The organism is Betaproteobacteria bacterium (assembly GCA_016720855.1).
In the GTDB taxonomy this organism is placed as follows: domain Bacteria; phylum Pseudomonadota; class Gammaproteobacteria; order Burkholderiales; family Usitatibacteraceae; genus FEB-7.
Genome location: JADKJU010000002.1, coordinates 468,123 through 488,979 on the forward strand (window position 1 = coordinate 468,123; position 20,857 = coordinate 488,979).

A 20,857-nucleotide genomic window follows, 5' to 3' on the forward strand; every position below is an offset into this window, starting at 1 on the left:
GCGAATGGCCGCCAATCCCCCCACCCGTCCCGGTAGCGGGCTCGCGTTCAGCGACGCCAAGAGCTGCAAGGAGTGGCTCGGCGGGCTGCCGCTCACCAACATCCCGCAGGCGCAGCAGGTCGTGCTGGAGGCGCTGCGGGCCCTGAATCGCGGCGAGCCCGGCGGCCTCGAGAGCCTGAAGTGCCTGGAGCTGATGCGCGACAAGATCGCGTTCCTGCAGGGCGAGCAGCGCTCACGCTACTTCGGCAAGACGCTTCCTCTGTCGCACAACGACCACGCTGCCTGGTCAACCGGCCGCTCGCTCCTCGAGGAGATGGAAACCGGCTACCGCCGGTGCCTCGCGACGGCCGAGGCCGAGAAGGGCGAGCTCGCGCGCCACATGCCGCTCATGATGCAGCGCATCGTCCGCTACCTCGGCGCGCAGATGCTCTTCCACGCGATGATCTATCGCCGCTTCGACCCGCCGCTGTGGCTGCGCCTGCACGAGCAGTTCGCCGCCGCCGAGCGCGAGGGCCTGGCCGACGAACGCGTCAAGGACAGCCTGGAGAGCGAGGATGGCGTCTCCAGCGTGCACGAGGCCTACGTGCACGTCGTTCTCACGCAGGCGGCCTATCTGTCGGAGATGACCGCGCAGCAGATGGACCTCCTCGAGTCGCTGCTTCGCATGTGGGCGCGGAAGGTGCGCATCCTCGTCGATGCGCCGGCCGACGGCGAGGCGGGCACGACCTTTCCCCTGGCCGTGGACCTTGCCAAGCCCATCGGCGCGCGTCCGCTGCACGCCGACGACCGCCTGCCCACGCGCCGCGTGCTCGATGTCGAGGGGCTTTCGAAGAGCATCCGGCGGCGCCTGAAGGGCCTGCAGGCGGGCGAGGAGCCGGCAAGCGTGGGGCTTCCCGCGGAGGCGAGCGCCATCGACGCCCTCGCGCAGCTCGGCCGCCTGCACAAGCTCTGGTGCGAGGGAGCGCCGCCACGTCCGCCCGCGAAGATCCCCGACGAGAAGTCCGCGACACTCGCCTTCGGGCTCCCCGAGATCCACTTCTTCGTGACCAACGGAGCCGCCTTCGAGCAGCCCGACAAGGAGCGCGAGCTCACGCGCCAGGAGAAGGACGATCTTGCGGTGTTCGGCAAGGTCACGGAGCGCACGCACCAGCTGCGCGTCGCGGACTACAACTTCGAGCTCGAGAACTGGGGAGTGGTGGACGAAATGCTGGGCGCGTGGCGCCTGCTTCGCCTGCCGACCGCTTCCAAGGGCGTAGCCATCGGGCGGATCGTCGCCATGAGGCTGGGCGATGCCGCGCCGTTCTTTCTCGGCATGGTGCAGGCGCTCGTGCAGGAGACGGATGGGCGCGTCGTGATCACGGTGTCGCTCTTCCCCGGCAAGCCCGAGCCGATCGCGGTTCGCGCCGCCGATTCGCGCAATCGCCAGAGCGCGCAGTGGGTGCAGGCGTTCCGCTTGCCGGCTCTCGCGCGGTTGAGCGTCCCGGAATCGCTGGTGGTGCCGACGGGCATCGCTTCGCGGGGGCGCGGCGTCGAGGTGTGGTCGGGAGGCGCGAAGGAGTCGACGGTCTACGAAGTCCTGGACCGCGGCACCGATTTCGACCGCGTCACCGTCTTCTAGGCAGGCACTGCAAACGTCGCGGGCTCCAGTCCCCGCGAGTGCCGCTCCCACATCGTCGTGTACGCGGCCTCGAGATGCCGCGTGTAGGCCTGCGCGTCGAAGAGCGGATTCGTCGTCCGGGTGGCCGCCAGCCGGGCGCGAATGGCGGCGAGCTCCGCCGGATTGCACGCAAGTCGGCGTGCCATCGCTTCGTACTCCGGCAGCGAGCCCGAGGCCAGCTCGGGCAGGCCCGCCGCCCGCAGCAGGCTGGCCGCGACGCGCCCGGGGAAAGCCTCTCCGAGCACCGTGACCAGCGGCAGACCCGCCCACAGGGCGTCGCTCGCGGTCGTATGGGCGTTGCAGTGCAGCGTGTCGAGGAAGAGGTCAGCGGCGCGGTGTCGTGCGAGGTGGTCCGCGATCGCCAGGCGCGGCGCGAACACCAGCCGCTCCGGCGCGATGCCCCGAGCCTGGGCCTCGCGCCGCAGGTTGGTGGTAGCGGTCGACGGGCCCTCCAGCAGCCAGAGCACGCTGCCGGGAACGGCGCCGAGCAGGCGCATCCAGGCGTCGAAGACTTCCGGCGTGATCTTGTAGGCGTTGTTGAAGCAGCAGAAAACGAACGCGTCGTCCGGAAGCCCGAGTTCGGCGCGCGAGGGCGTGCGGTCGGCAATGGGCCGGTTCGAAAGGTTGGGTTGGTAGCAATGGGGCAGGCGCGCAATGCGCTCTGTGTAGCAGGCCTCGTGTTCCGGGGGAATCACGACGGCATCGGCCACGAGGTAGTCGATGTAGCCTGCGCCCATCGTGCCCGGGTAGGCGAGGTAGTTGACCTGGATGGGCGCCGGGCGTCGCGCGAGGATTCCGCTGCGCGCGCCGGCCGTGTAGCCCTTGAGGTCGACGGCGATGTCGATCTCGAGGTCCCGCAACCGGTCGGCGATTGCGCCATCCGTTTGCGTGGCGACGTCATGGAACCGATCCACCGCGCTTTCGATGCGCCGACGCCACGGATCGACGGACTCGGGGCCGAAGGATAGCGCCATGACCTCGAAGCGCGACCGGTCGTGGCGCTCCAGGACCTCCGCGATCAGGTGGGCCGTCGCGTGATCCTGCAGGTCGGAGGAAAGGTAGGCGAGGCGAAGCCGCTCATGCGGGCGGTGCGCTGGCCGCGTCGGGGCCGGGACGGCCGGGAAGCGGGCCTCGACGAAGACCTGCGCGCACTGCAGGCGGTCGGCGGGCGTCGCGTTCGTCGCGATCAGGGTGAACGGGTCGGCCGCCTGCTTGCCTTCCCGAACGCGAGCGAGCGTGGTCCCGATGACATCCTGGATCCCGTTCCAATCGCACAGTTGCATGAGCAGATGCAGCCAATGCCCGTAGGCGAACGGCACCTCGGGATCGATGGCGATCGCGCGGGCGCAGGCGTCCCGGGCTTCGTCGAGCCGCTTGAGCTCCGAAAGGACGACGCCGTGCAGGAAGTGCAGCCTGGCATTGCCCGGCTCGCGCTCGATAGCGAGCTCGCAGTCCGCAAGGGCCGCGTCGAGACGGGCGAGCTTCAGGAGGGCCACGGCCCGGCCATATCGTGCCCCGGGGAGTTGCGGATCGAGCGCGAGCGAGCGCCCGAAGCCCGCCAGCGCCTCGTCGAGCCGACCGAGGGCCATGAGGGCGGTGCCGCGTCCCCTGTGTGCATCGGCACGACCCTCGGCCAGGCCGATCTCGTGGTCGTAGCTGTCGAGCGCCGCTGCGGCCTGTCCGAGGGCGAGCAAGGCCTCGCCGCGGTTGTGGTGCGCGTCCGCATAGGCAGGTTCGAGGGCAAGCGCTGCGTCGCAGGCGGCGAGCGCTTCCGGCGTCCGGCCGAGGTTCTGCAGGGCGACTCCCCGGTTGTAATGCAGCGTGGAATTCGCCAGGCCGAGTTGCATCGCGCGGTCGTAGCTCGCGAGGGCGTCCTCGAAACGCCCCAGCCGCACGAGCACGTTACCGCGGTTGTTGTGCGCTTCCGGATAACCCGGATTCGCGGCGATGGCGCGGTCGAAGCAGGCCTGGGCCTCGCCGATGCGGCCCAGTTGCAGCAGGGCGGCCCCGAGGTTGTTGTGGGCATTGGCGTTGTCCGCGGCCTGCTTCACCGACTCGCCGATGAGGCGGGCGGCGGTCTCGGCATCCCCCTGCTGCAGGCTCACGAGGCCGAGCAGGTGCAGGGCGTCGGATTGCCCGGGGATGGCCTTGAGCACTTGCCGGTAGATGTCCGCGGCCTCCGCGAGGCGCCCGGCCTGGTGGACGGCGGCGGCGGCGGCAAGCACCTCCTCGAAGCTGATCGTCTGGTCGTGGCGCGGTGGTGAATTCATCTTGGATTCCCGCCTCGCGTTGCGAGGCTCTCGATGGCGTCAAGGAAGGGCTTCGCGGCATTCTCGCCCGTCTGCTGGGCGATCTCGACGAAGCAGGTGGGGCTGGTCACGTTCACCTCGGTGAGGAAGTCCCCGATCACGTCGAGTCCGGCCAGGACGATGCCTGCTTCCACCAGCTGCACCCCCACGGTTTGCGCGATCTCTCGGTCGCGTGCGGAAAGGGGCTGGGCCACGCCCGTGCCCCCCGCTGCGAGGTTCCCGCGCGTCTCGCCCGCCTTCGGGATCCTGGCCAGGCAGTAGGGAAAGGGCTTGCCCTCGATCACCAGCACGCGCTTGTCGCCCCGGGAGATCTCCGCCACGAACTTCTGCGCCATGATCGTGCGCTCGGCGTCGCCGACCATCGTTTCCACGATGACGTTGCGGTTCGGATCGTCCCGGCGTACGCGGAAGATCATCGTGCCGCCCATGCCGTCGAGTTTCTTCAGGATCACGTCGGCATGGCGGTCCACGAAGGCGTGGATGCGCGCCGGATCGCGGGCCACGAGCGTGGCGGGGGTGAACTGCGCAAAGCGCAGGATCGAGAGCTTCTCGTTCCAGTCCCGCAGGGCCCGCGGCGAGTTCACGACGCGCGCCCCTTCGGCTTCGGCGCGCTCCAGCAGGAGGGTCGCGTACAGGTACTCGGAATCGAAGGGCGGGTCCTTGCGCATCAGCACGAGGTCGAAGAAGGCGAGCGGAACCTCTTGCGCGCTTCCTTCGCGGCGCCACGCCTCGTCGTCATCGTCGATCGCAAGCGGGACCACGCTGGCGAGCACGGCCCCGTTCTCGACGAAAAGGTCCGGCATCCCCAGCGCATAGACCTCGTGGCCGCGCCGCGAGGCCTCCCGCATCATGGCGATGGACGAATCCTTCTTCGGATCGAGGCTCTCCAGCGGGTCGAGGATGAACGCGATCTTCATGCGCGGGCGGCGAGCGGCGCCGACACGTCGGCGTTGCCTGCCATCTCCTCGATCTCGATCGCGGCGGCGAGATTCGCGAGTCGCGCCACCACGCCGTACGTGTAGAAGCGGTTGGGGGGCGCGCCCGGCGCGCCGGCACAGTCGGGGGAATGGCAGTCCGTTTCGAAGGCCAGCGGGCGGAATTCCATGCCGGGCGAGTTGAGGTTCTCGTCCTTTCCGCGCGCCGTGTGCACCCGGTAGAAGCCTCCCACGACGAACTGGTCGATCATGTAGACCACGGGCTCGGCAACCGCCTCATCGACGCTCTCGAATGTGTAAATCCCTTCCTGGATGATGACCTCGCTCACGGCCTGGCCCTCCTTGATGACGGACATCTTGTTGCGCGTCTTGCGGTTGAGGTTCTTCACGTCATCGACGCTCTTCACCGTCATGATGCCCATGCCGTAGGTGCCGGCGTCGGCCTTCACGATGGCGAACGGCGCCTCGGTGATGCCGTATTGCGCGTACTTCTCGCGCACCTCGTCGAGGACGTACTGCACGTTGGTGGCCAGGCATTCCTCGCCCGCCTTCTCGGTGAAGTTCACCTTGCCACATTGGCTGAAGACGGGGTTCACGAACCAGGGATCGATACCCAGCAGCTCCGCGAAATCCTCCGCGACCTGCTCGTAGGCGTGGAAATGCCGCGATTTGCGGCGCGTGGTCCACCCGGCGATCAGCGGCGGCACGACAGTCTGTTCGAGCCCCTGCAGGATGGCCGGGACGCCTGCGGAGAGGTCGTTGTTCAGGACGACCGCGCACGGGTCGAAGCCGTCGAGCGCCACGCGGTTGCCCTTGCGCTGCAGGGGCTCGAGCAGGAGTGTGTCGCCGCCGGGCGCCTGCACTTCGGCGGGTCCGGCGAGGTCGGGGATGAGGCTGCCGATGCGCACCTCGAGCCCGGCGCTTTCGAGGATGCGCTTGAGCGTGGCGACGTTCTGCAGGTAGAAGAGGTTGCGCGTGTGGTTCTCGGGCACCAGCACCAAGCGCTGCGCGTCGGGGCAGAGCTTCTGGATGGCCGACATCGCCGCATGGACGCAAAGCGGCAGGAAATCCGGGTTCAGGTTGTTGAATCCCCCGGGGAAGAGGTTCGTGTCCACCGGCGCCAGCTTGAAGCCGCTGTTTCTCAGGTCCACGGAGGAATAGAACGGCACTTCGTGTTCGGCGAATCGCGTGCGCAACCAGCGCTCGATCTGCGGACGGCGGTCGAGGACGAGCCGTTCGAGGTCGTGCAGGGGGCCGGTGAGCGAGGTGGTGAGGTGGGGGACCATCGGCGGGGGTGGGGGCGTTCGCCCTCGTCGCGAAAGCGGAGGGCTAGTTTAACCCGGCCGGGTGATAAAATTCGCGCCCTGACTCCCCCGCGGGCCCGCGAGGCCGGCCCGATCCCCATGACCTCCCTGCAGACGCTTGCGCTTACCGCCACGATGCCCGCGGCCTCGAACCTCTTCACGGCGCCCGCGTGGTACGGGCACCTGAAGCACCTCCGGGCGGTCCTGTGTCTCGTGGGCGCCGTGACCTTCATGTGCCAGGGCTGATGCGCCTCCACATCCTCGGTATCTGCGGCACCTTCATGGGCGGCCTGGCCAAGATCGCCCGCGAGGCCGGCCACGAAGTCACGGGCTGCGACGCGCAGGTCTATCCGCCCATGAGCGAGCAATTGCGCGATCTCGGCATCGCCCTGCACGAGGGCTACGACGCAGAGCAGCTCGACCGTTGCCCGGCCGACCTCTACGTTGTGGGCAACGCGATGACCCGCGGCAAACCCGTGATCGAGGAGCTGCTCAATCGCGGCCTGCCGTACGTCTCCGGGCCGCAATGGCTCGCCGACCACGTGCTGCCCGGCAAGTGGGTGCTGGCGGTCGCCGGCACGCACGGCAAGACCACCACCTCGGCGATGCTTGCCTGGATCCTCGCCAATGCGGGGCTGAATCCGGGCTTCCTCATCGGCGGCGTGCCGAGGAACTTCCACGTCTCCGCGCTCCTCACGGATTCGCCGTTCTTCGTGATCGAGGCCGACGAGTACGACACCGCCTTCTTCGACAAGCGCTCGAAGTTCGTCTGGTACCGTCCGCGCACCGCGGTCCTGAACAACCTGGAGTTCGACCACGCCGACATCTTCCCGGACCTGGCCGCGATCGAGACCCAGTTTCACCACCTCGTGCGCATCGTCCCGGCCAACGGGCTGGTGGTGGCCAACGGCGCCGAGGCCTCGATCAATCGCGTGCTCGGTCGCGGCTGCTGGACGAGCGTGGAGCGCTTCGGGCCCGGGCAGATGTGGAGCGTGGGGATGGTGAGTCCCGACGATTCGTTCGAGGTCGTATTGAACGGCGCTGCGCAGGGCATCGTGAAATGGGACGAGGCGGGCGAGCACAGCCGCATGAATGCACTGGCCGCCCTGGCGGCGGCCCGGCACGCGGGCGTGCCGCTCGCCACGGGCATGGATGCCCTGTCGCGCTTCCAGGGCGTGAAGCGGCGCATGGAGATTCGCGGCACGGTGAGCGGCGTCACCGTCTACGACGACTTCGCGCACCATCCGACGGCGTTCGAGACCACCATCGCCGGGTTGAGGAAGCGCGTGGGGCGAGGCCGCATCGTGGCCGTCTTCGAGCCGCGGTCCAACACGATGAAGCTGGGCACCATGCAGTCGCGCCTGGCGAAAAGCCTGGAAGGCGCCGACCTGATCTACTGCTATGCGAGCCATCTGGGGTGGGACCCGGAGAAGGCGCTGGCGCCGCTGTCCTCGCGCGCCGTCATCTATTCCGAACTCGACCCGATGGTGGAGGCCCTGGGCCACGTGCTGCGGCCGGGCGACCACGTTCTCGTCATGTCCAATGGCGGTTTCGGCGCGGTGCACGCAAGGCTCCTCGCCCTCCTCGCCGCGAAGGCGGGCCGCTGATGGGATCGCGCGCCTACCGGATCGTGAATGTCTTCACGCGCGGCGGCGTCCTCACGGGCAATCCCCTGTGCGTCTTCGAGGATGGTGGGGGACTGGAGGAGGAGGCGATGCAGGCCCTGGCGCGCCAGTTCAACCTCTCGGAAACCACGTTCATCCTGCCCTCGGAAAACGCCACGGCGCGCGTGCGCATCTTCACGCCCGCCTATGAAATGCCCTTTGCCGGCCACCCGACCCTGGGCACGGCGCACGTGGTTCGCTCGCTTCGGTGCGCCGGCGATTCGCTCACCCTGGAGATGAAGGCCGGGATCATCCCGGTTGCCGCATCGGGTGATCGCTGGACCCTTTTCGCCAACCCGCCGCGCTGGCGCGAGGTGGGCGAGTCGCCCGCGCAGCTCGCCGGAATTCTCGGGCTGGCCGAAGGCGACATGGCGCAAAGACCCCTCTGGGTGAACACGGGCAAGGAGCAGCTCATGGTTCCCGTCACTTCCCCGGACGCGGTTCGGCGCGCCTGTCCCCACGCTGACGTGTTCTCGCGCCTCAGGAGCGAGGATGGCCACAGCATGGCCTGCGTCTTCGCCGATGCAGGCGACGCGCAGGCAACGGTGGTTTCGCGCTTCTTCTTCCCGCGTGGCCCTGCAATCATCGAGGACCCAGCCACGGGGTCGGCCTGCGCCAACCTCGGCGGCTGGTTCTGCGCGACCCGCCCGGGCGATGAAATCACGCGCGTCGTCTCTCAGGGCGACGAGGTGCAACGCCCGTCCCGGCTGTTCCTCGCCGTGACCTCGGGCAAGGTGAGCGTCGGCGGCGACGTGATCGAACTGGCTCGCGGCACGCTCGACCTCTAGGAACCTCTTGAAGACCCTCGTCTACCTGCACGGCTTCATCAGCTCGCCTGCTTCGAAAAAGGCCGTGATGCTGGGCGACTACCTGCGCAGCCAGGCTCCCGACATCGGGTATCGGGTGCCGGCGCTCCACCATCGCCCGGCGCAGGCCATGTCGCAGGTCCTGGAGCAGTGCGCCGGAACGAATCCCGCGGACCTGGTCCTCGTCGGCAGCTCGCTGGGCGGGTTCTATGCGACGGTGGCTGCGGAACGGACGGGATGCCGCGCCCTGGCGATCAACCCCGCGGTGCATCCCCAGAGTCACTTCGGTCGCTACCTCGGGCCGCAACGCAATCTCCATACCGGCGAGCGGTTCGACCTCACCGGGGCGCACGTGAAGGAATTGTCCGCGATCGACCCGCCGGCCATCACGCGCCCGGAGCGGTACTGGCTGCTCGTCGAGACCGCCGACGAGGTGCTCGACTATCGCGAGGCGGTCGCGTACTACGCGGGGGCCTTCCAGACGGTGGTGCAGGGCGGCGATCATTCGTTCGCGAGCTTTGCCGAGTTCGTGCCCGACATCGTCGCCTGGGCGCGCGAATCGGGTCCGGCCACGCCTGCAAGGGCTGCGCCATGAGGCAGATGCTCTTCGAGGAGGATGGCGCGTTTCGCGTCGGCACAGTCCTTTCGGAAGCAGGGTCCGCGTTCCAGGTCGAGGCCGCGCACGGCAAGCGCTCGAAGGTGAAGGCAAGCGCCGTCCTGCTGCGCTTCGACGGCCAGTCGCTTTCCACCTTCGTCCCCGAGGCGCAATCACGCGCGGACGCGCTCGACCCGCAATTCCTGTGGGAGGTGTGCGGCAGGGACGAGTTCGGCTTCGCGCAGCTCGCGCAGGACTATTACGGCCACGCGCCCGCGCCGATGGAGGCTGCGGCCATGGTGCTCGCCCTGCACGCGAGCCCGATGTACTTCTATCGGCGGGGCAAGGGCCGCTATCAGGCCGCGCCCGAGGAAAACCTCAAGGCGGCGCTGGCTGGCGTGGAGAGGAAGCGCCGCCAGCAGGAGCAGGTGGACGCGTGGGCGGCGTCGCTCGTGGCGGGCACCGTGCCGCCGGAACTCGCCGCGAAGCTCGACCCGCTACTCTTCAAGCCGGACAAGATGTCGCTGGAATGGCGCGCCCTCGACCAGGCAGCCACCGAAGCGGGGCTCGCGCCGCAGAAGCTGCTCGCGAAGATCGGCACGCTTGCCGGGCCGGAGGATTACTTCCTGCGCCGGTTCGCCTTCGAGTACTTCCCGAAAGGTCTCGGTTTTCCTGAAGTGCCGCCCGTCGTGGCGCCCCACGGGCTCCCCGTTGCCGCTGCGCCTGCTTTCTCGATCGACGACCACGAGACCACCGAGATCGACGATGCCTTTTCGGTGCAGCGGCTGCCGGACGGGAAGCTTCGCATCGGCGTGCATATCGCCGCGCCCGCGCTTTTCTTCGGCTGTGACCATGCCCTCGAGTCCCTGGCTCGCGAACGGTTCTCGACCGTCTACTTCCCGGGCGACAAGATCACGATGCTTCCTGACGCAGCCATCGCCGAGGCCACGCTCGGGGAAGGGTGCGAGGTGCCCGCTGCCTCGCTGTACCTCGACGTGGATCCCGACACGCTCGAGGTCACGGGCTCCGTGTCGAGGCTGGAGCGCGTGGCGATCGCCTCCAACCTGCGCATCGCCGAACTGGACAGGCGCCTGAACGAGGAGTCGCTGGCCGCCGGAAGGGTCGAGGGCGCGCATGGCGAGGACCTCCTGCTGCTGTGGCGGTTCGCGAGGAAGCTGCGCGCGGCGCGAGGCGCCGGCGAGGAGAAAAGTGAAAGGCTCGACTACACCTTCCGCGTCGAAGGCGGGCGCGTGGCGATCGAGCCGCGCCGGCGCGGAACACCCGTCGATACGCTGGTGTCCGAGCTCATGATCCATGTGAACGCCACGTGGGGCCGGTTGCTCGCCGACGCGGGCATCCCCGCGATCTACCGCAACCAGAAGGGCATCAAGACGCGCATGGAGGTCGAACCCGGCGCGCACGAGTGGCTCGGCGTCACGCATTACGCTTGGTCCACCTCGCCGCTGCGGCGCTTCACCGACCTGGCGAACCAGCGCCAGCTCGCCGCGCTCCTGCGTGGGGAGCCGCCGCCGTATTCCCGGGAGGACCTCGGCGCGGCCGCGCGGGAGTTCGAGGCCGCCTACGAGGCCTATGCCGAGCACCAGCGCCACCTCGAGCGCTACTGGTGCCTTCGCTGGATCGCCCAGGAGGGCCTGGAGGGCGCCGAGGCCACCATCATCCGCGACGAACTGGTGCGGCTGGAGGGAGTCCCGCTCGTCTGCCGCGTCAGCGGGCTGCCGCCTTCGGCCGCGGGCGAGCGCATCCGCGTGACCTTTGGCGAGCCGGATCCCTGGGAGGTGAACCTTCCCTGCCGCTACGCGGGCAAGCCCGGCGCGGGGTAGGCGCTGCTATCATCCGCGCTCATGTTCCGCCCGATCGAGCGACCGCGCGCCGGCCGATGCAACTGAGGCAGTCTCCCCCCGACGCGATCGTCCACTTTTCCGACTACCTGCTGGAGCGGTTCCGGGCTCGTCGTCTCCATGCAGGCTGCCCTCGTGGCTTCCGTGGCCTTCCACGCATTCGCGATCGTGGGGCTGGGATTCAAGGTGCTCGATCCCCGGGGTTTGGACGCCCCGCACAATGTCATGGACGTGGTTCTGGTCAACGCGAAATCGGCCACCAAGCCTGAAAAGGCCGACGCGCTGGCGCAGGCGAACCTGGACGGTGGCGGCAACACCGACGAGAAGCGCCGCGCCTCCAGTCCTTTCCCCGTCATGGAAAGCCGCGAGAGCGCGCCGGAACTCAAGGAGGCGCAGACCCGCGTGCAGCAGCTGGAGCGCGAGGCCAATGAGCTCATGACGCGGATGAAATCGCAGGCCGCTGTCGCGCCGCCCGACCCCGTTGCCGAGAAGAGCGAGAAGTCCGACAAGACTGCGCAGGACCTCATCGAGAAGAGCCTTGAGATCCAGCGGCTGGAAGCCCAGATCCGGCGCGATTTCCAGGCCTACCAGGAACGTCCCCGCAAGAAGTTCGTGGGGGCGCGCGCATCCGAGTACCGCTTCGCGATGTACGTCGACAACTGGCGGCGCAAGATCGAGCGCGTGGGCAACCTCAACTATCCCGGCGAGGCGCGCCAGAGGAAGCTCTACGGGTCGCTGCAGCTCACGGTGGGCCTGAAGACCGATGGCGCGGTGGAGTCGGTCGAGATCAACCGCTCGTCGGGCCACAAGGTGCTCGACCAGGCCGCCATCCGCATCGTGCGGCTCGCCGCTCCTTTCGACCGCTTTCCAGACGCCATCCGGACGGACACGGACATCCTCTACATCACCCGGACCTGGACTTTCACCCGCGCCGACCAGTTGTCGGCGGAGTAGCCCCCGCACCCCTCCCGCTACGGCGAGCGCGCCGCCTTGAAGAGGGCCAGCGCCCGCACCCGTTGCGCGGCATGGTCGACGATCGGTGCGGGATAGTCGCGCCCGATCACGCACCCACAGGCCTGCTGCTCGAACAGCCCCATCGTCCACGGCGCATGGATGAACCGGCCGGGGACGTGCGCGAGTTCGGGAAGGAAGCGCCGGATGAATCTGCCTTCCGGGTCGAACCGTTCCGATTGCGATACCGGGTTGAAGATGCGGAAGTACGGCTGGGCGTCGCATCCGGTGGAGGCGGCCCATTGCCATCCCCCGTTGTTGGCGGCGAGGTCGAAGTCGATGAGGTGGTCGGCGAAGTATTTCTCGCCGCGCCGCCAGTCGAGGAGCAGGTCCTTCACGAGGAAGGAGGCTACGATCATGCGCAGCCGGTTATGCATCCAGCCCGTGGCGTTGATCTGGCGCATCGCCGCGTCCACGATCGGGAAGCCGGTGCGGGCTTCGCACCACGCGGCGTGGTGCTCTTCGGTGCCCGGCCAGTGGATGGCGTCGTACTCCCGGCGGTAGGCGCCGGTGGCCGCGTGCGGGTGGTGCCAGAGGATCTGGAAATAGAAATCCCGCCAGATGAGCTCCGAGAGCCAGGTCGCGGCTCCGTCGCCCGGTGCCTGCCGCGCGGCGCGGGCGAGCTGGCGGATCGATATCGTCCCGAACCGGTTGTGCACCGAGAGGCGGGAGACGCCTTGTACTGCGGGGAAGTCGCGTGCCGAGGCATAGTGCGACATGCGCGCCTCGAAATCGGCGAAGAGGCGCCTCGCCCCCGACATTCCCGGGGGCGCGAAGTCGTCGGTGCCCGGTGACGGCTCGAACCCCATCTTGCCGAGCGTCGGGGGAATGGTTGTGAACCGCGGCCTGGCGAGGCGAGGTGCGTATCGGGCGACCGGGTAGGCCTTGAGATAGAAGTCGTCGACCTTGACGAGCCAGGCGCGCTTGTAGGGCGTGAAAACGGCGAAGTGCCCGCCGGCCTGCGTGAGGACCTCGTCCCTGGCGAAGATGGCGTGGTCCTTGGCGAGGTGAAGGCGGCGGCCCGCCGCGGCGAGCGCCTGTTCCACCGCCGCGTCGCGCGAAACGGCGGCTGGCTCGTAGTCCTCATTGGCGAACACCGCCGTCACGCCGAGCCGGGAGGCGAGCGCCGGAATCTCCTCCCGCGACCGGCCGTGAATCGCGATGAGCTCACCGCCCCGGGCACGCAGGGCCGCGCGCAGCTCGCCGACGCAGTCGTGGATGAACTCGACGCGTCGGTCCTGCCGGGAAGGCAACGCGTCCAGGATTTCGCGGTCGAAGACGAAGACGCAGTACACCCGGCGCGAGGAAGCGAGCGCGTAGTGCAGGCCCGCGTTGTCCTCGTCCCGCAGGTCGCGTCGGAACCAGAAAAGGGAGCTGTCGTAGGAGGTCTTGGGGGGCGGCATGGACCTGAAGTCCGCCTGCCGATGGCGGCCGGGGGGCGTTCGAATTAGAATATGGGGCCGGTGGCAAATGCAAACGATCAATCTCACGGGCCACTTCCTGATAGCCATGCCCGGCATGGTGGACCCGAATTTTTCCCGGAGCCTCACCTTCATCTGCGAGCACAACGAGCGCGGCGCCCTGGGACTCGTGGTCAACCGCCCCACCGACGTGACGCTGGGCACCCTGTTCCGCCAGGTCGAGATCGAGCTGGACAACGAGCTCCTTGCCTCGCAGCCGGTATTCTTCGGCGGGCCCGTCCAGGTCGAGCACGGATTCGTCCTGCACCGTCCTGTGGGCGAATGGCGCTCCACCCTGCCGGTGGGTGATGCCGGGCTCACGACCTCGCGCGACATCCTCGAGGCGATGGCCCGCGGCGAGGGCCCGCGCGAGCGCCTCGTGGCCCTGGGTTACGCAGGCTGGGCGGCCGGGCAGCTCGAGGACGAGATCCAGCGCAACGGCTGGCTGTCCGTGAACGCGGACCTGGACGTGATCTACCGCATGCCCCCCGAGGCGCGCTATGACGCGGCGCTGGGCGCCCTGGGCATCACGAGCCTGAACCTCTCCGAAGTGGCGGGACACGCGTGATCGCCGCTGCCGGGCAAAGGCCGGCCCTTTCCGGGACGCTCCTCGGCTTCGACTTCGGGGAAAAGCGCCTGGGTGTTGCCGTGGGCGAGACCGGGACGAGCCTGGCGCACCCCATCGGAGCCATCGCGGAGGAAGCCGTCGAGCCCCGCTTTGCCGCCATCGGGCGCCTGGTCGCCGAGTGGCATCCCGCCGGTTTCGTCGTCGGGCTGCCGCACCACGAGGACGGCGGCGAGCACGAGGTGGCCCGGCTGGCGGGCAAGTTCGCCCGGCGCCTCAACGCGCGCTTCGGCCTGCCCGTGGCGTTCGTGGACGAAACTCTCACCTCGGCCGAGGCCGGGGCGCGTCTTCGCGAGGCGGGTGGCCGCGCGAAGACGAAGGGCGACCTCGATGCCCATGCCGCCACCCTGATCCTGCAAAGCTACCTGGACAACATGAACAGACAAGATGCGAAGGGGGCAAATGGCCGCGCCCCTGCCTGATCCCGAGCACCTGCTTGCGGCGCTCGCCAGCCGGATGAAACCATCGATGGGACCGGAAACGGGCATCGTCGGCATCTATACCGGTGGCGCCTGGGTCGCTGAGCGCCTGCACCGGGCGCTCGAATTGAAGACGCCGCTCGGGCTCCTGGCGGTGACCCTGCACCGCGACGACTTCGGCCGCATCGGCTTGCATCGGGAGGCGAGGCGCAGCCACCTGCCTTTCGAGGTCGAGGGCCGCGACATCATCCTCGTGGACGACGTGCTGCACACGGGCCGCACCCTGCGCGCCGCGCTGAACGAGCTGTGGGACTTCGGCCGGCCGCGAAGCGTGCGCGTGGCCGTACTCGCCGACCGGGGCGGACGTGAACTGCCACTTTGCGCCGACTTCACCGGGGAAGTCGTCGCGGTGGATGCCGGCGAGGACCTGGTTCTCACCAACGAGGGCGGCAAGCTGCGGCTCGCTGCCGTGAGAAGACCCGAATGAACCCGAACCCCCAGGTCGATTCGCAGGGGCGCCTGATCCACCTGCTCACCACCGAGGGATTGTCGGCGCAGATGATCCGGCACATCCTCGACACCGCTTCGCAGTTCGTGAGCGTGAACGAGCGCGAGGTGAAAAAAGTCCCGCTCCTGCGCGGCAAGTCGATCTTCAACGTCTTCTTCGAGAACTCCACCCGAACGCGCACCACCTTCGAGATCGCGGCGAAGCGACTGTCGGCCGACGTGATCAACCTGAACATCGGCGCCTCCTCCACGGCCAAGGGCGAAACGCTCCTCGACACGATCTGGAACCTGCAGGCGATGGACGCGGACATGTTCGTGGTCCGCCACGCCGAGGCGGGGGCACCGCACCTCATTGCGCGCCATGTGAAGCCCGGCGTGCACGTGGTGAACGCGGGCGACGGCCGGCACGCGCACCCCACGCAGGGGCTGCTCGACATGTACACGATCCGCCACTACAAGAAGGATTTCACGCGTCTCGTGGTCGCGATCGTGGGCGACGTGCTGCACTCGCGCGTGGCGCGCTCCGAGATACACGCGCTCAAGACCCTGGGCGTGCCCGAGGTACGCGTGATCGGGCCGAAGACGCTCCTTCCCGTGGACATCGAGCGCCTGGGCGTGCGTGTCTTCCACGACCTGGCCGAGGGGCTTCGCGACTGCGACGTGATCATCACACTGCGGCTGCAGAACGAGCGCATGAGCGGCCCGCTGCTGCCGTCAGCCGGCGAATTCCACAAGGCGTACGGACTCACGCCGGAGAGGCTCGCGCGCGCCAGGCCCGATGCGATCGTGATGCACCCCGGCCCGCTCAACCGCGGCGTCGAGATCGACTCCGGCGTGGCCGACGGCACCCACAGCGTGATCATGCCGCAGGTCACCTTCGGCATCGCCGTGCGCATGGCCGTCATGGCGATACTCGCCGGGAACGCATGACATGGTCGAGGAACGGGCCGACATGAACCTCAGAATCGACATCCGCAACGCTCGCGTCATCGATCCGGCCACCGGCCGTGACGAAACCGTTCCGCTGTTCATCGCCGACGGACGCATCGCGGCCATCGGTTCCGCGCCGGACGGGTTCCGTCCCGACCGCACGATCGACGCGAAGGGCCTCGTCGCTTGTCCCGGCCTCGTGGACCTCTCGGCGCGACTGCGCGAGCCGGGCTTCGAGTACCGAGCTACGCTGGAATCGGAAATGCAGGCGGCGGTCGCGGGCGGGGTGACCTCGCTCGCCTGCCCGCCGGACACCGATCCGCCGCTCGACGAGCCGGGGCTGGTCGAGATGCTCAAGCGCCGCGCCGAGAGCCTCAGGCAGGCGCGCGTCTACCCGCTCGGCGCGCTCACGCTGGGGCTCAAGGGCCAGAAGATCGCCGAAATGGGCGAGCTCGCGGAGGCCGGCTGCATCGGGTTCTTCCAGGCCGACAAGCCGTTGACGGACTTGAACGTGCTGCTGCAGGCGATGCGTTACGCGGCCACCTTCGGCCACGCGGTCTGGCTGCGCCCGCAGGACTCGCACCTGGCGCATGGCGGCGTCGCGCACGAAGGCGAGGTGAGCACGCGCCTGGGGCTGCCCGCCATCCCGGAGGTCGCGGAGACGGTGGCGCTGCACGCGATCCTGGAGCTGGCCGAGACCACGGGCGCGCGGGTGCACCTCGCGCGGCTTTCCACGGCCCGGGGCGTGGCCCTGGTCGCCGCCGCCAAGGCGCGCGGCCTCGCCGTCACCTGCGACGTGGGCATCCACCACCTGCACCTGTGCGACCGCGACGCGGGCGACTTCAACGCCAACATGAACCTCGTGCCGCCACTGCGGAGTCCGCGCGACCGCGATGCCCTGCGCCGCGCGCTCGCCGACGGAATCATCGACGCTGTTTGCTCCGACCACACGCCCGTCGATGACGATGCGAAGCAGGTGCCATTCGGGGAGGCGGAGCCGGGCGCCACCGGACTCGAGCTCCTCCTGCCCCTGGTCCTTGAGTGGGGCGCGAAGATGAAGCTGCCGCTCGCGGCCACACTCGCCGCGGTCACGTCGCGGCCCGCTGCCGTGCTGGGCATCGAGGCCGGGTCGCTGGTCGCGGGAAGCGCCGCGGACGTGTGCCTCTTCGACCCGGAACGCCCCTGGATCGTGTCGACCGCCGCGCTCGCGAGCCAGGGGCGCAACTCCCCCTTCCTGGGCCTGGAGCTCGCCGGTCGCGTGACGACGACGATCGTCGGCGGCCGCATCGTATACGCCGCCTGAGCCCCCTTCCTGACTGTCGAAACGGATTCCATGGAGAACCCGCTGCTCAACTTTTCGGCTCTTCCGCGCTTCGACGAGGTCCTGCCGTCACACGTGGTTCCCGCGATAGACACGCTGGTCGCCGAAGCCCGCGCCACGATCGAAGTCCTCGCCACGGCGGACGGCGAGCCGACGTGGGACGGTTTCGTCGAGCCCCTCGAGAGCGCGAACGAGCGCCTCGCGCGGGCCTGGGGGCAGGTCTCCCACCTGAACGCCGTGGTCAACTCGCCTGCGCTGCGCGAAGCCTATAACGCGGCGCTGCCGGCGGTGACGCAGTTCTTGACCGGACAGGCGCAGGACCTGCGGCTCTTTGACCGTTACAAGGCGCTTGCCGCCTCCCCGGGATATCCCGGGCTCGCTCCCGCGAGGCGCCGCCTCGTGGAAAACGAACTGCGCGATTTCCGGCTCGGTGGCGCCGAACTCCCCGCGGCGGGGAAGGCGCGGTTCAAGCAACTGCAGGAGGAGTTGGCCGCGCTTTCTTCGCGCTTCCAGGAGAACATCCTCGATGCCACCAGGGACTTCAGCGTCATCGTCTCCGATCCCGCACACCTGTCCGGCATTCCCGACGACGTCCTGGAGACGGCAAGGCACGCAGCTTCGAAGGAAGGCCGCGAGGGGTGGAAGCTCACGCTGCACATGCCGTGCTACCTGCCGGTCATGCAGTACGCGGACTACCCTGCGCTTCGCGAGCAGATGTACCGCGGGTTCGTGACGCGTGCCTCCGAGCTCGGCAAGCCCGAATGGGACAACTCGCCCCTCATCGCGGGCATCCTGGAGAAGCGCGCGCAGGTCGCCGGGCTCCTGGGGTACGCCACCTTCGCGCAGGTGTCGCTCGCCACGAAGATGGCGCAGTCGCCGCCGGAAGTCATCGCGTTCCTCGAGGACCTTGCGGCGAGGGCGAAGCCGTTCGCGCAAACGGACATGGCCGAAATCGTGGAATTCGCGCGCACGGAGCTGAACCTCGCCGAGGTGCGGGCCTGGGACGTCGCGTGGGTGAGCGAGCGGCTGCGCCAGAAGCGCTATGCATTTTCCGACAACGAGGTGAAACGCTATTTTCCCGAGGATGCGGTGCTGAGCGGCCTGTTCCGCGTGATCGAGTCGCTCTACGGCGTGCGGGTAATGCCGTCCCGGGCCGCATCGTGGCACCCGGACGTGAAGTTCTACGCCATCGTGGATGCGAACGGTGCGCTCGTGGGCCAGTTCTATCTCGACCTCTACGCCCGCGACGCGAAGCGCGGAGGCGCGTGGATGGCCGACGCGAGAAACCGGAGGCGACTTGCCGCCGGCTTCCAGACGCCGGTCGCCTTCCTCACCTGCAACTTCTCGGCCCCCGTGGGAGGGCGCCCGGCATTCTTCACCCACAACGAGGTGATCACGCTCTTCCACGAGTTCGGCCACGGCCTTCACCAGCTGCTCACCCGCGTGGACGAACTGGGCGTCTCGGGCATCGCGGGCGTCGAGTGGGACGCGGTCGAGCTTCCCTCGCAGTTCATGGAGAACTTCTGCTGGGAATGGGACGTGGTCTCGCACATGGCCCGCCATGGCGAGACGGGGGAAGCGCTCCCCCGCGGACTTTTCGACAAGATGGTGGCCGCGAAGAACTTCCAGAGCGGCATGCAGTTCGTGCGCCAGGTCGAGTTCGCCCTGTTCGACATGCACCTGCACCACGATTTCGACCGTTCGAGCGACACCGTTCTCGCGATGCTCGGGCGCGTGCGCGACCGGGTCGCGGTCGTTCGCCCGCCGGAATGGAACCGCTTCCCGAACCAGTTTTCGCACATCTTCGGGGGCGGCTACGCGGCGGGGTACTACAGCTACAAGTGGGCCGAGGTGCTTTCGGCGGACGCCTTCGGCGCCTTCGAGGAAGAAGGCGTCCTCAATCCGGCGACCGGCGCGCGCTTCCGCGACGAAGTGCTGGGCGTGGGTGGAAGCCGGCCGGCCCTCGAGTCCTTCGTCGCCTTTCGCGGCCGCAAACCCCGGATCGAAGCCCTCCTGCGGCATAATGGGATGACCGCGACCGCTTGACGGAGGAACCGATGCCCGCCCGATACCGACTTCCCGCATTATTCGCCGTGGCGATGGTCTTTTCGGCGCTGGCCGCCGCGCAAGCCAACGTTTTTCGCTGGGTCGACAAGGACGGCAAGGTTCATTACTCCGACACGCCGCCACCGGAGCCCGCGAAGAGCCTGACCCAGAAGCGGGTGGGCGGGGGCTACGCGGAATCGTCCCAGCTCCCCTATGCCACCCAGATCGCAATGAAGAAGTCGCCCGTCACGATGTACTCGGGCGCCGATTGCGGAGACCCCTGCAAGCAGGGGCGCGACCTGCTCGTCAAGCGCGGGATTCCATTCGGCGAGCGCGACGCGCAGGCCAATGCCGAGGACGCGGAAGCGCTGAAGAAACTGGTGGGCGCCATCGAGGTTCCGGTCCTCGTGGTGGGTGCGAGCAAGGTGAAGGGGTACGAGGAAGGTGCCTGGCATTCGGCGCTCGATGGTGCCGGCTACCCGCGCACTGCACTGCCAGGGCAGGTGCCTCCTCGCCCGCCTGCGGCCCCGGTGAAGGCCGTGCCAGCCGCCGCGCCTCCGCCCGCGCCGGACGCGGCCGCCGCGCCGAAGTAGCGCGCGCCACCCAGCGCCGGCCCCCCGGGAAGGACGACCGGCCGTGAAGCTTGCCACCTGGAACGTGAATTCGCTCAAGGTGCGCTTGCCGCACCTCGTGGAGTTCCTTGCGCGGCATTCGCCGGACGCGATGTGCCTGCAGGAAACGAAATGCGAGGATGCCGCGTTTCCCGCCGCGGCAATCGAGGCCGCCGGCTATCGCTGGGTACATGACGGGCAGAAGACGTACAACGGCGTTGCGATTCTTGCGCGCGAGGAGCCGGCCAACGTCTCGCGCGGCATTCCCGGTTTCGCCGACCTCCAGAAGCGGGTGATCGCCGCCGACGTGGGGGAGGTTCGCGTGGTGAGCGTGTATTGCCCCAACGGGCAGAGCGTCGACTCCGACAAGTACGACTACAAGCTGCGCTGGTTCGCGGCCCTGGCGGGCTGGCTCCATGGCGAGCTGGCGGCGGGACGGCAGATGGCGGTGCTGGGAGACTACAACGTCGCCCCGGAGGATCGTGACGTGCACGATCCGCAGGCATGGCGGGGGCAGGTGCTCGTGAGCGACGCGGAGCGGGAAGCGTTGCGCGCCCTCATCGCACTGGGCTTGACCGACGCGTTCCGGCTCTTCGAGCAGCCCGAGAAGTCGTTCAGCTGGTGGGATTACCGGATGGCCGCCTTCCGGCGCAACATGGGCCTGAGGATCGACCATGTGCTTCTTTCTTCCGCGCTCGCCTCCCGGTGCCGGTCCTGCACGATCGACCTCGAGCCGAGAAAGCTCGAGCGCCCCTCGGACCACGCACCGGTCCTCTGCGAGATCGGGGCCTGAGCCCA

19 protein-coding genes are annotated in these 20,857 nt (G+C 68.5%); 15 read left to right on the forward strand and 4 right to left on the reverse strand.

Annotated features, from left to right (window positions below):
* Window positions 1-4 precede the first annotated feature (4 nt).
* Window positions 5-1,618, forward strand: a complete 1,614-nt coding sequence (locus tag IPP91_09290) for a hypothetical protein (protein MBL0142262.1) — start codon at window positions 5-7, stop codon at window positions 1,616-1,618.
* Here IPP91_09290 and IPP91_09295 read toward each other — a convergent pair.
* Genes IPP91_09295 through gshA form a run of 3 tightly spaced genes read right to left on the reverse strand, consistent with a single transcriptional unit; the run spans window position 1,615 to window position 6,187 of the window.
* Window positions 1,615-3,927, reverse strand: coding sequence for a tetratricopeptide repeat protein (locus IPP91_09295; GenBank protein MBL0142263.1), 2,313 nt, complete (start codon window positions 3,925-3,927; stop codon window positions 1,615-1,617). The genes IPP91_09290 and IPP91_09295 overlap by 4 nt on opposite strands.
* On the reverse strand, window positions 3,924-4,883 hold the full coding sequence (gene gshB / locus IPP91_09300) for a glutathione synthase (protein MBL0142264.1): 960 nt from the start codon (window positions 4,881-4,883) through the stop codon (window positions 3,924-3,926). Before gshB ends, IPP91_09295 begins: the two co-directional genes overlap by 4 nt.
* Window positions 4,880-6,187, reverse strand: a complete 1,308-nt coding sequence (gene gshA, locus IPP91_09305) for a glutamate--cysteine ligase (protein ID MBL0142265.1) — start codon at window positions 6,185-6,187, stop codon at window positions 4,880-4,882. Before gshA ends, gshB begins: the two co-directional genes overlap by 4 nt.
* 117 nt (window positions 6,188-6,304) lie before the next feature.
* Between gshA and IPP91_09310 the strand changes: the two genes are divergently transcribed.
* The 6 genes from IPP91_09310 (at window position 6,305) to IPP91_09335 (ending at window position 12,083) form a co-directional block, all read left to right on the forward strand.
* The gene (locus IPP91_09310) at window positions 6,305-6,451 is read left to right on the forward strand and encodes a hypothetical protein (protein MBL0142266.1); all 147 of its coding nucleotides are present in this window, start codon (window positions 6,305-6,307) and stop codon (window positions 6,449-6,451) included.
* Window positions 6,451-7,812 (forward strand): UDP-N-acetylmuramate:L-alanyl-gamma-D-glutamyl-meso-diaminopimelate ligase, encoded by a 1,362-nt coding sequence (gene mpl / locus IPP91_09315; protein ID MBL0142267.1) that lies wholly within the window; start codon window positions 6,451-6,453, stop codon window positions 7,810-7,812. The genes IPP91_09310 and mpl overlap by 1 nt, the downstream gene beginning before the upstream one ends.
* On the forward strand, window positions 7,812-8,657 hold the full coding sequence (locus IPP91_09320) for a PhzF family phenazine biosynthesis protein (protein MBL0142268.1): 846 nt from the start codon (window positions 7,812-7,814) through the stop codon (window positions 8,655-8,657). Before mpl ends, IPP91_09320 begins: the two co-directional genes overlap by 1 nt.
* 7 nt (window positions 8,658-8,664) lie before the next feature.
* The gene (locus IPP91_09325) at window positions 8,665-9,270 is read left to right on the forward strand and encodes an esterase (GenBank protein MBL0142269.1); all 606 of its coding nucleotides are present in this window, start codon (window positions 8,665-8,667) and stop codon (window positions 9,268-9,270) included.
* Window positions 9,271-9,275: 5 nt separating this feature from the next.
* A complete protein-coding gene (locus IPP91_09330) occupies window positions 9,276-11,111 on the forward strand; it encodes an RNB domain-containing ribonuclease (GenBank protein ID MBL0142270.1) in 1,836 nt (611 codons plus the stop codon).
* A gap of 138 nt (window positions 11,112-11,249) precedes the next feature.
* Window positions 11,250-12,083 (forward strand): energy transducer TonB, encoded by an 834-nt coding sequence (locus IPP91_09335; protein ID MBL0142271.1) that lies wholly within the window; start codon window positions 11,250-11,252, stop codon window positions 12,081-12,083.
* Window positions 12,084-12,100: 17 nt separating this feature from the next.
* Here the strand turns inward: IPP91_09335 and IPP91_09340 are convergent, their stop codons facing one another.
* Complete coding sequence (locus IPP91_09340) at window positions 12,101-13,543, reverse strand: deoxyribodipyrimidine photo-lyase (GenBank protein ID MBL0142272.1); 1,443 nt, start codon at window positions 13,541-13,543, stop codon at window positions 12,101-12,103.
* A 67-nt stretch (window positions 13,544-13,610) separates the two neighbouring features.
* Between IPP91_09340 and IPP91_09345 the strand changes: the two genes are divergently transcribed.
* Genes IPP91_09345 through xth form a run of 8 tightly spaced genes read left to right on the forward strand, consistent with a single transcriptional unit; the run spans window position 13,611 to window position 20,852 of the window.
* Window positions 13,611-14,168, forward strand: a complete 558-nt coding sequence (locus tag IPP91_09345; GenBank protein ID MBL0142273.1) for a YqgE/AlgH family protein — start codon at window positions 13,611-13,613, stop codon at window positions 14,166-14,168.
* A complete protein-coding gene (gene ruvX / locus IPP91_09350) occupies window positions 14,168-14,647 on the forward strand; it encodes a Holliday junction resolvase RuvX (protein ID MBL0142274.1) in 480 nt (159 codons plus the stop codon). The genes IPP91_09345 and ruvX overlap by 1 nt, the downstream gene beginning before the upstream one ends.
* A complete protein-coding gene (gene pyrR / locus IPP91_09355) occupies window positions 14,628-15,131 on the forward strand; it encodes a bifunctional pyr operon transcriptional regulator/uracil phosphoribosyltransferase PyrR (protein ID MBL0142275.1) in 504 nt (167 codons plus the stop codon). The genes ruvX and pyrR overlap by 20 nt, the downstream gene beginning before the upstream one ends.
* The gene (locus IPP91_09360) at window positions 15,128-16,081 is read left to right on the forward strand and encodes an aspartate carbamoyltransferase catalytic subunit (GenBank protein ID MBL0142276.1); all 954 of its coding nucleotides are present in this window, start codon (window positions 15,128-15,130) and stop codon (window positions 16,079-16,081) included. Before pyrR ends, IPP91_09360 begins: the two co-directional genes overlap by 4 nt.
* Window positions 16,082-16,103: 22 nt before the next feature.
* Window positions 16,104-17,384, forward strand: a complete 1,281-nt coding sequence (locus IPP91_09365) for a dihydroorotase (GenBank protein ID MBL0142277.1) — start codon at window positions 16,104-16,106, stop codon at window positions 17,382-17,384.
* Window positions 17,385-17,414: 30 nt separating this feature from the next.
* Window positions 17,415-19,448, forward strand: a complete 2,034-nt coding sequence (locus IPP91_09370; GenBank protein ID MBL0142278.1) for a M3 family metallopeptidase — start codon at window positions 17,415-17,417, stop codon at window positions 19,446-19,448.
* Window positions 19,449-19,459: 11 nt separating this feature from the next.
* Window positions 19,460-20,041, forward strand: coding sequence for a glutaredoxin family protein (locus IPP91_09375; GenBank protein ID MBL0142279.1), 582 nt, complete (start codon window positions 19,460-19,462; stop codon window positions 20,039-20,041).
* Between the two features lie 43 nt (window positions 20,042-20,084).
* The gene (gene xth / locus IPP91_09380) at window positions 20,085-20,852 is read left to right on the forward strand and encodes an exodeoxyribonuclease III (protein MBL0142280.1); all 768 of its coding nucleotides are present in this window, start codon (window positions 20,085-20,087) and stop codon (window positions 20,850-20,852) included.
* Window positions 20,853-20,857: the final 5 nt, after the last annotated feature.

Coding starts and splice junctions, on each gene's coding strand:
- IPP91_09375 (MBL0142279.1), top strand. CDS start 19,460: ATGCCCGCCCGATACCGACTTCCCGCATTATTCGCCGTGGCGATGGTC.
- mpl (MBL0142267.1), top strand. CDS start 6,451: ATGCGCCTCCACATCCTCGGTATCTGCGGCACCTTCATGGGCGGCCTG.
- IPP91_09290 (MBL0142262.1), top strand. CDS start 5: ATGGCCGCCAATCCCCCCACCCGTCCCGGTAGCGGGCTCGCGTTCAGC.
- pyrR (MBL0142275.1), top strand. CDS start 14,628: ATGGCCGCGCCCCTGCCTGATCCCGAGCACCTGCTTGCGGCGCTCGCC.
- IPP91_09340 (MBL0142272.1), bottom strand. CDS start 13,543: ATGCCGCCCCCCAAGACCTCCTACGACAGCTCCCTTTTCTGGTTCCGA.
- IPP91_09320 (MBL0142268.1), top strand. CDS start 7,812: ATGGGATCGCGCGCCTACCGGATCGTGAATGTCTTCACGCGCGGCGGC.
- IPP91_09345 (MBL0142273.1), top strand. CDS start 13,611: ATGCAAACGATCAATCTCACGGGCCACTTCCTGATAGCCATGCCCGGC.
- IPP91_09310 (MBL0142266.1), top strand. CDS start 6,305: ATGACCTCCCTGCAGACGCTTGCGCTTACCGCCACGATGCCCGCGGCC.
- gshA (MBL0142265.1), bottom strand. CDS start 6,187: ATGGTCCCCCACCTCACCACCTCGCTCACCGGCCCCCTGCACGACCTC.
- gshB (MBL0142264.1), bottom strand. CDS start 4,883: ATGAAGATCGCGTTCATCCTCGACCCGCTGGAGAGCCTCGATCCGAAG.
- IPP91_09360 (MBL0142276.1), top strand. CDS start 15,128: ATGAACCCGAACCCCCAGGTCGATTCGCAGGGGCGCCTGATCCACCTG.
- IPP91_09335 (MBL0142271.1), top strand. CDS start 11,250: ATGCAGGCTGCCCTCGTGGCTTCCGTGGCCTTCCACGCATTCGCGATC.
- IPP91_09330 (MBL0142270.1), top strand. CDS start 9,276: ATGCTCTTCGAGGAGGATGGCGCGTTTCGCGTCGGCACAGTCCTTTCG.
- IPP91_09365 (MBL0142277.1), top strand. CDS start 16,104: ATGAACCTCAGAATCGACATCCGCAACGCTCGCGTCATCGATCCGGCC.
- IPP91_09370 (MBL0142278.1), top strand. CDS start 17,415: ATGGAGAACCCGCTGCTCAACTTTTCGGCTCTTCCGCGCTTCGACGAG.
- IPP91_09295 (MBL0142263.1), bottom strand. CDS start 3,927: ATGAATTCACCACCGCGCCACGACCAGACGATCAGCTTCGAGGAGGTG.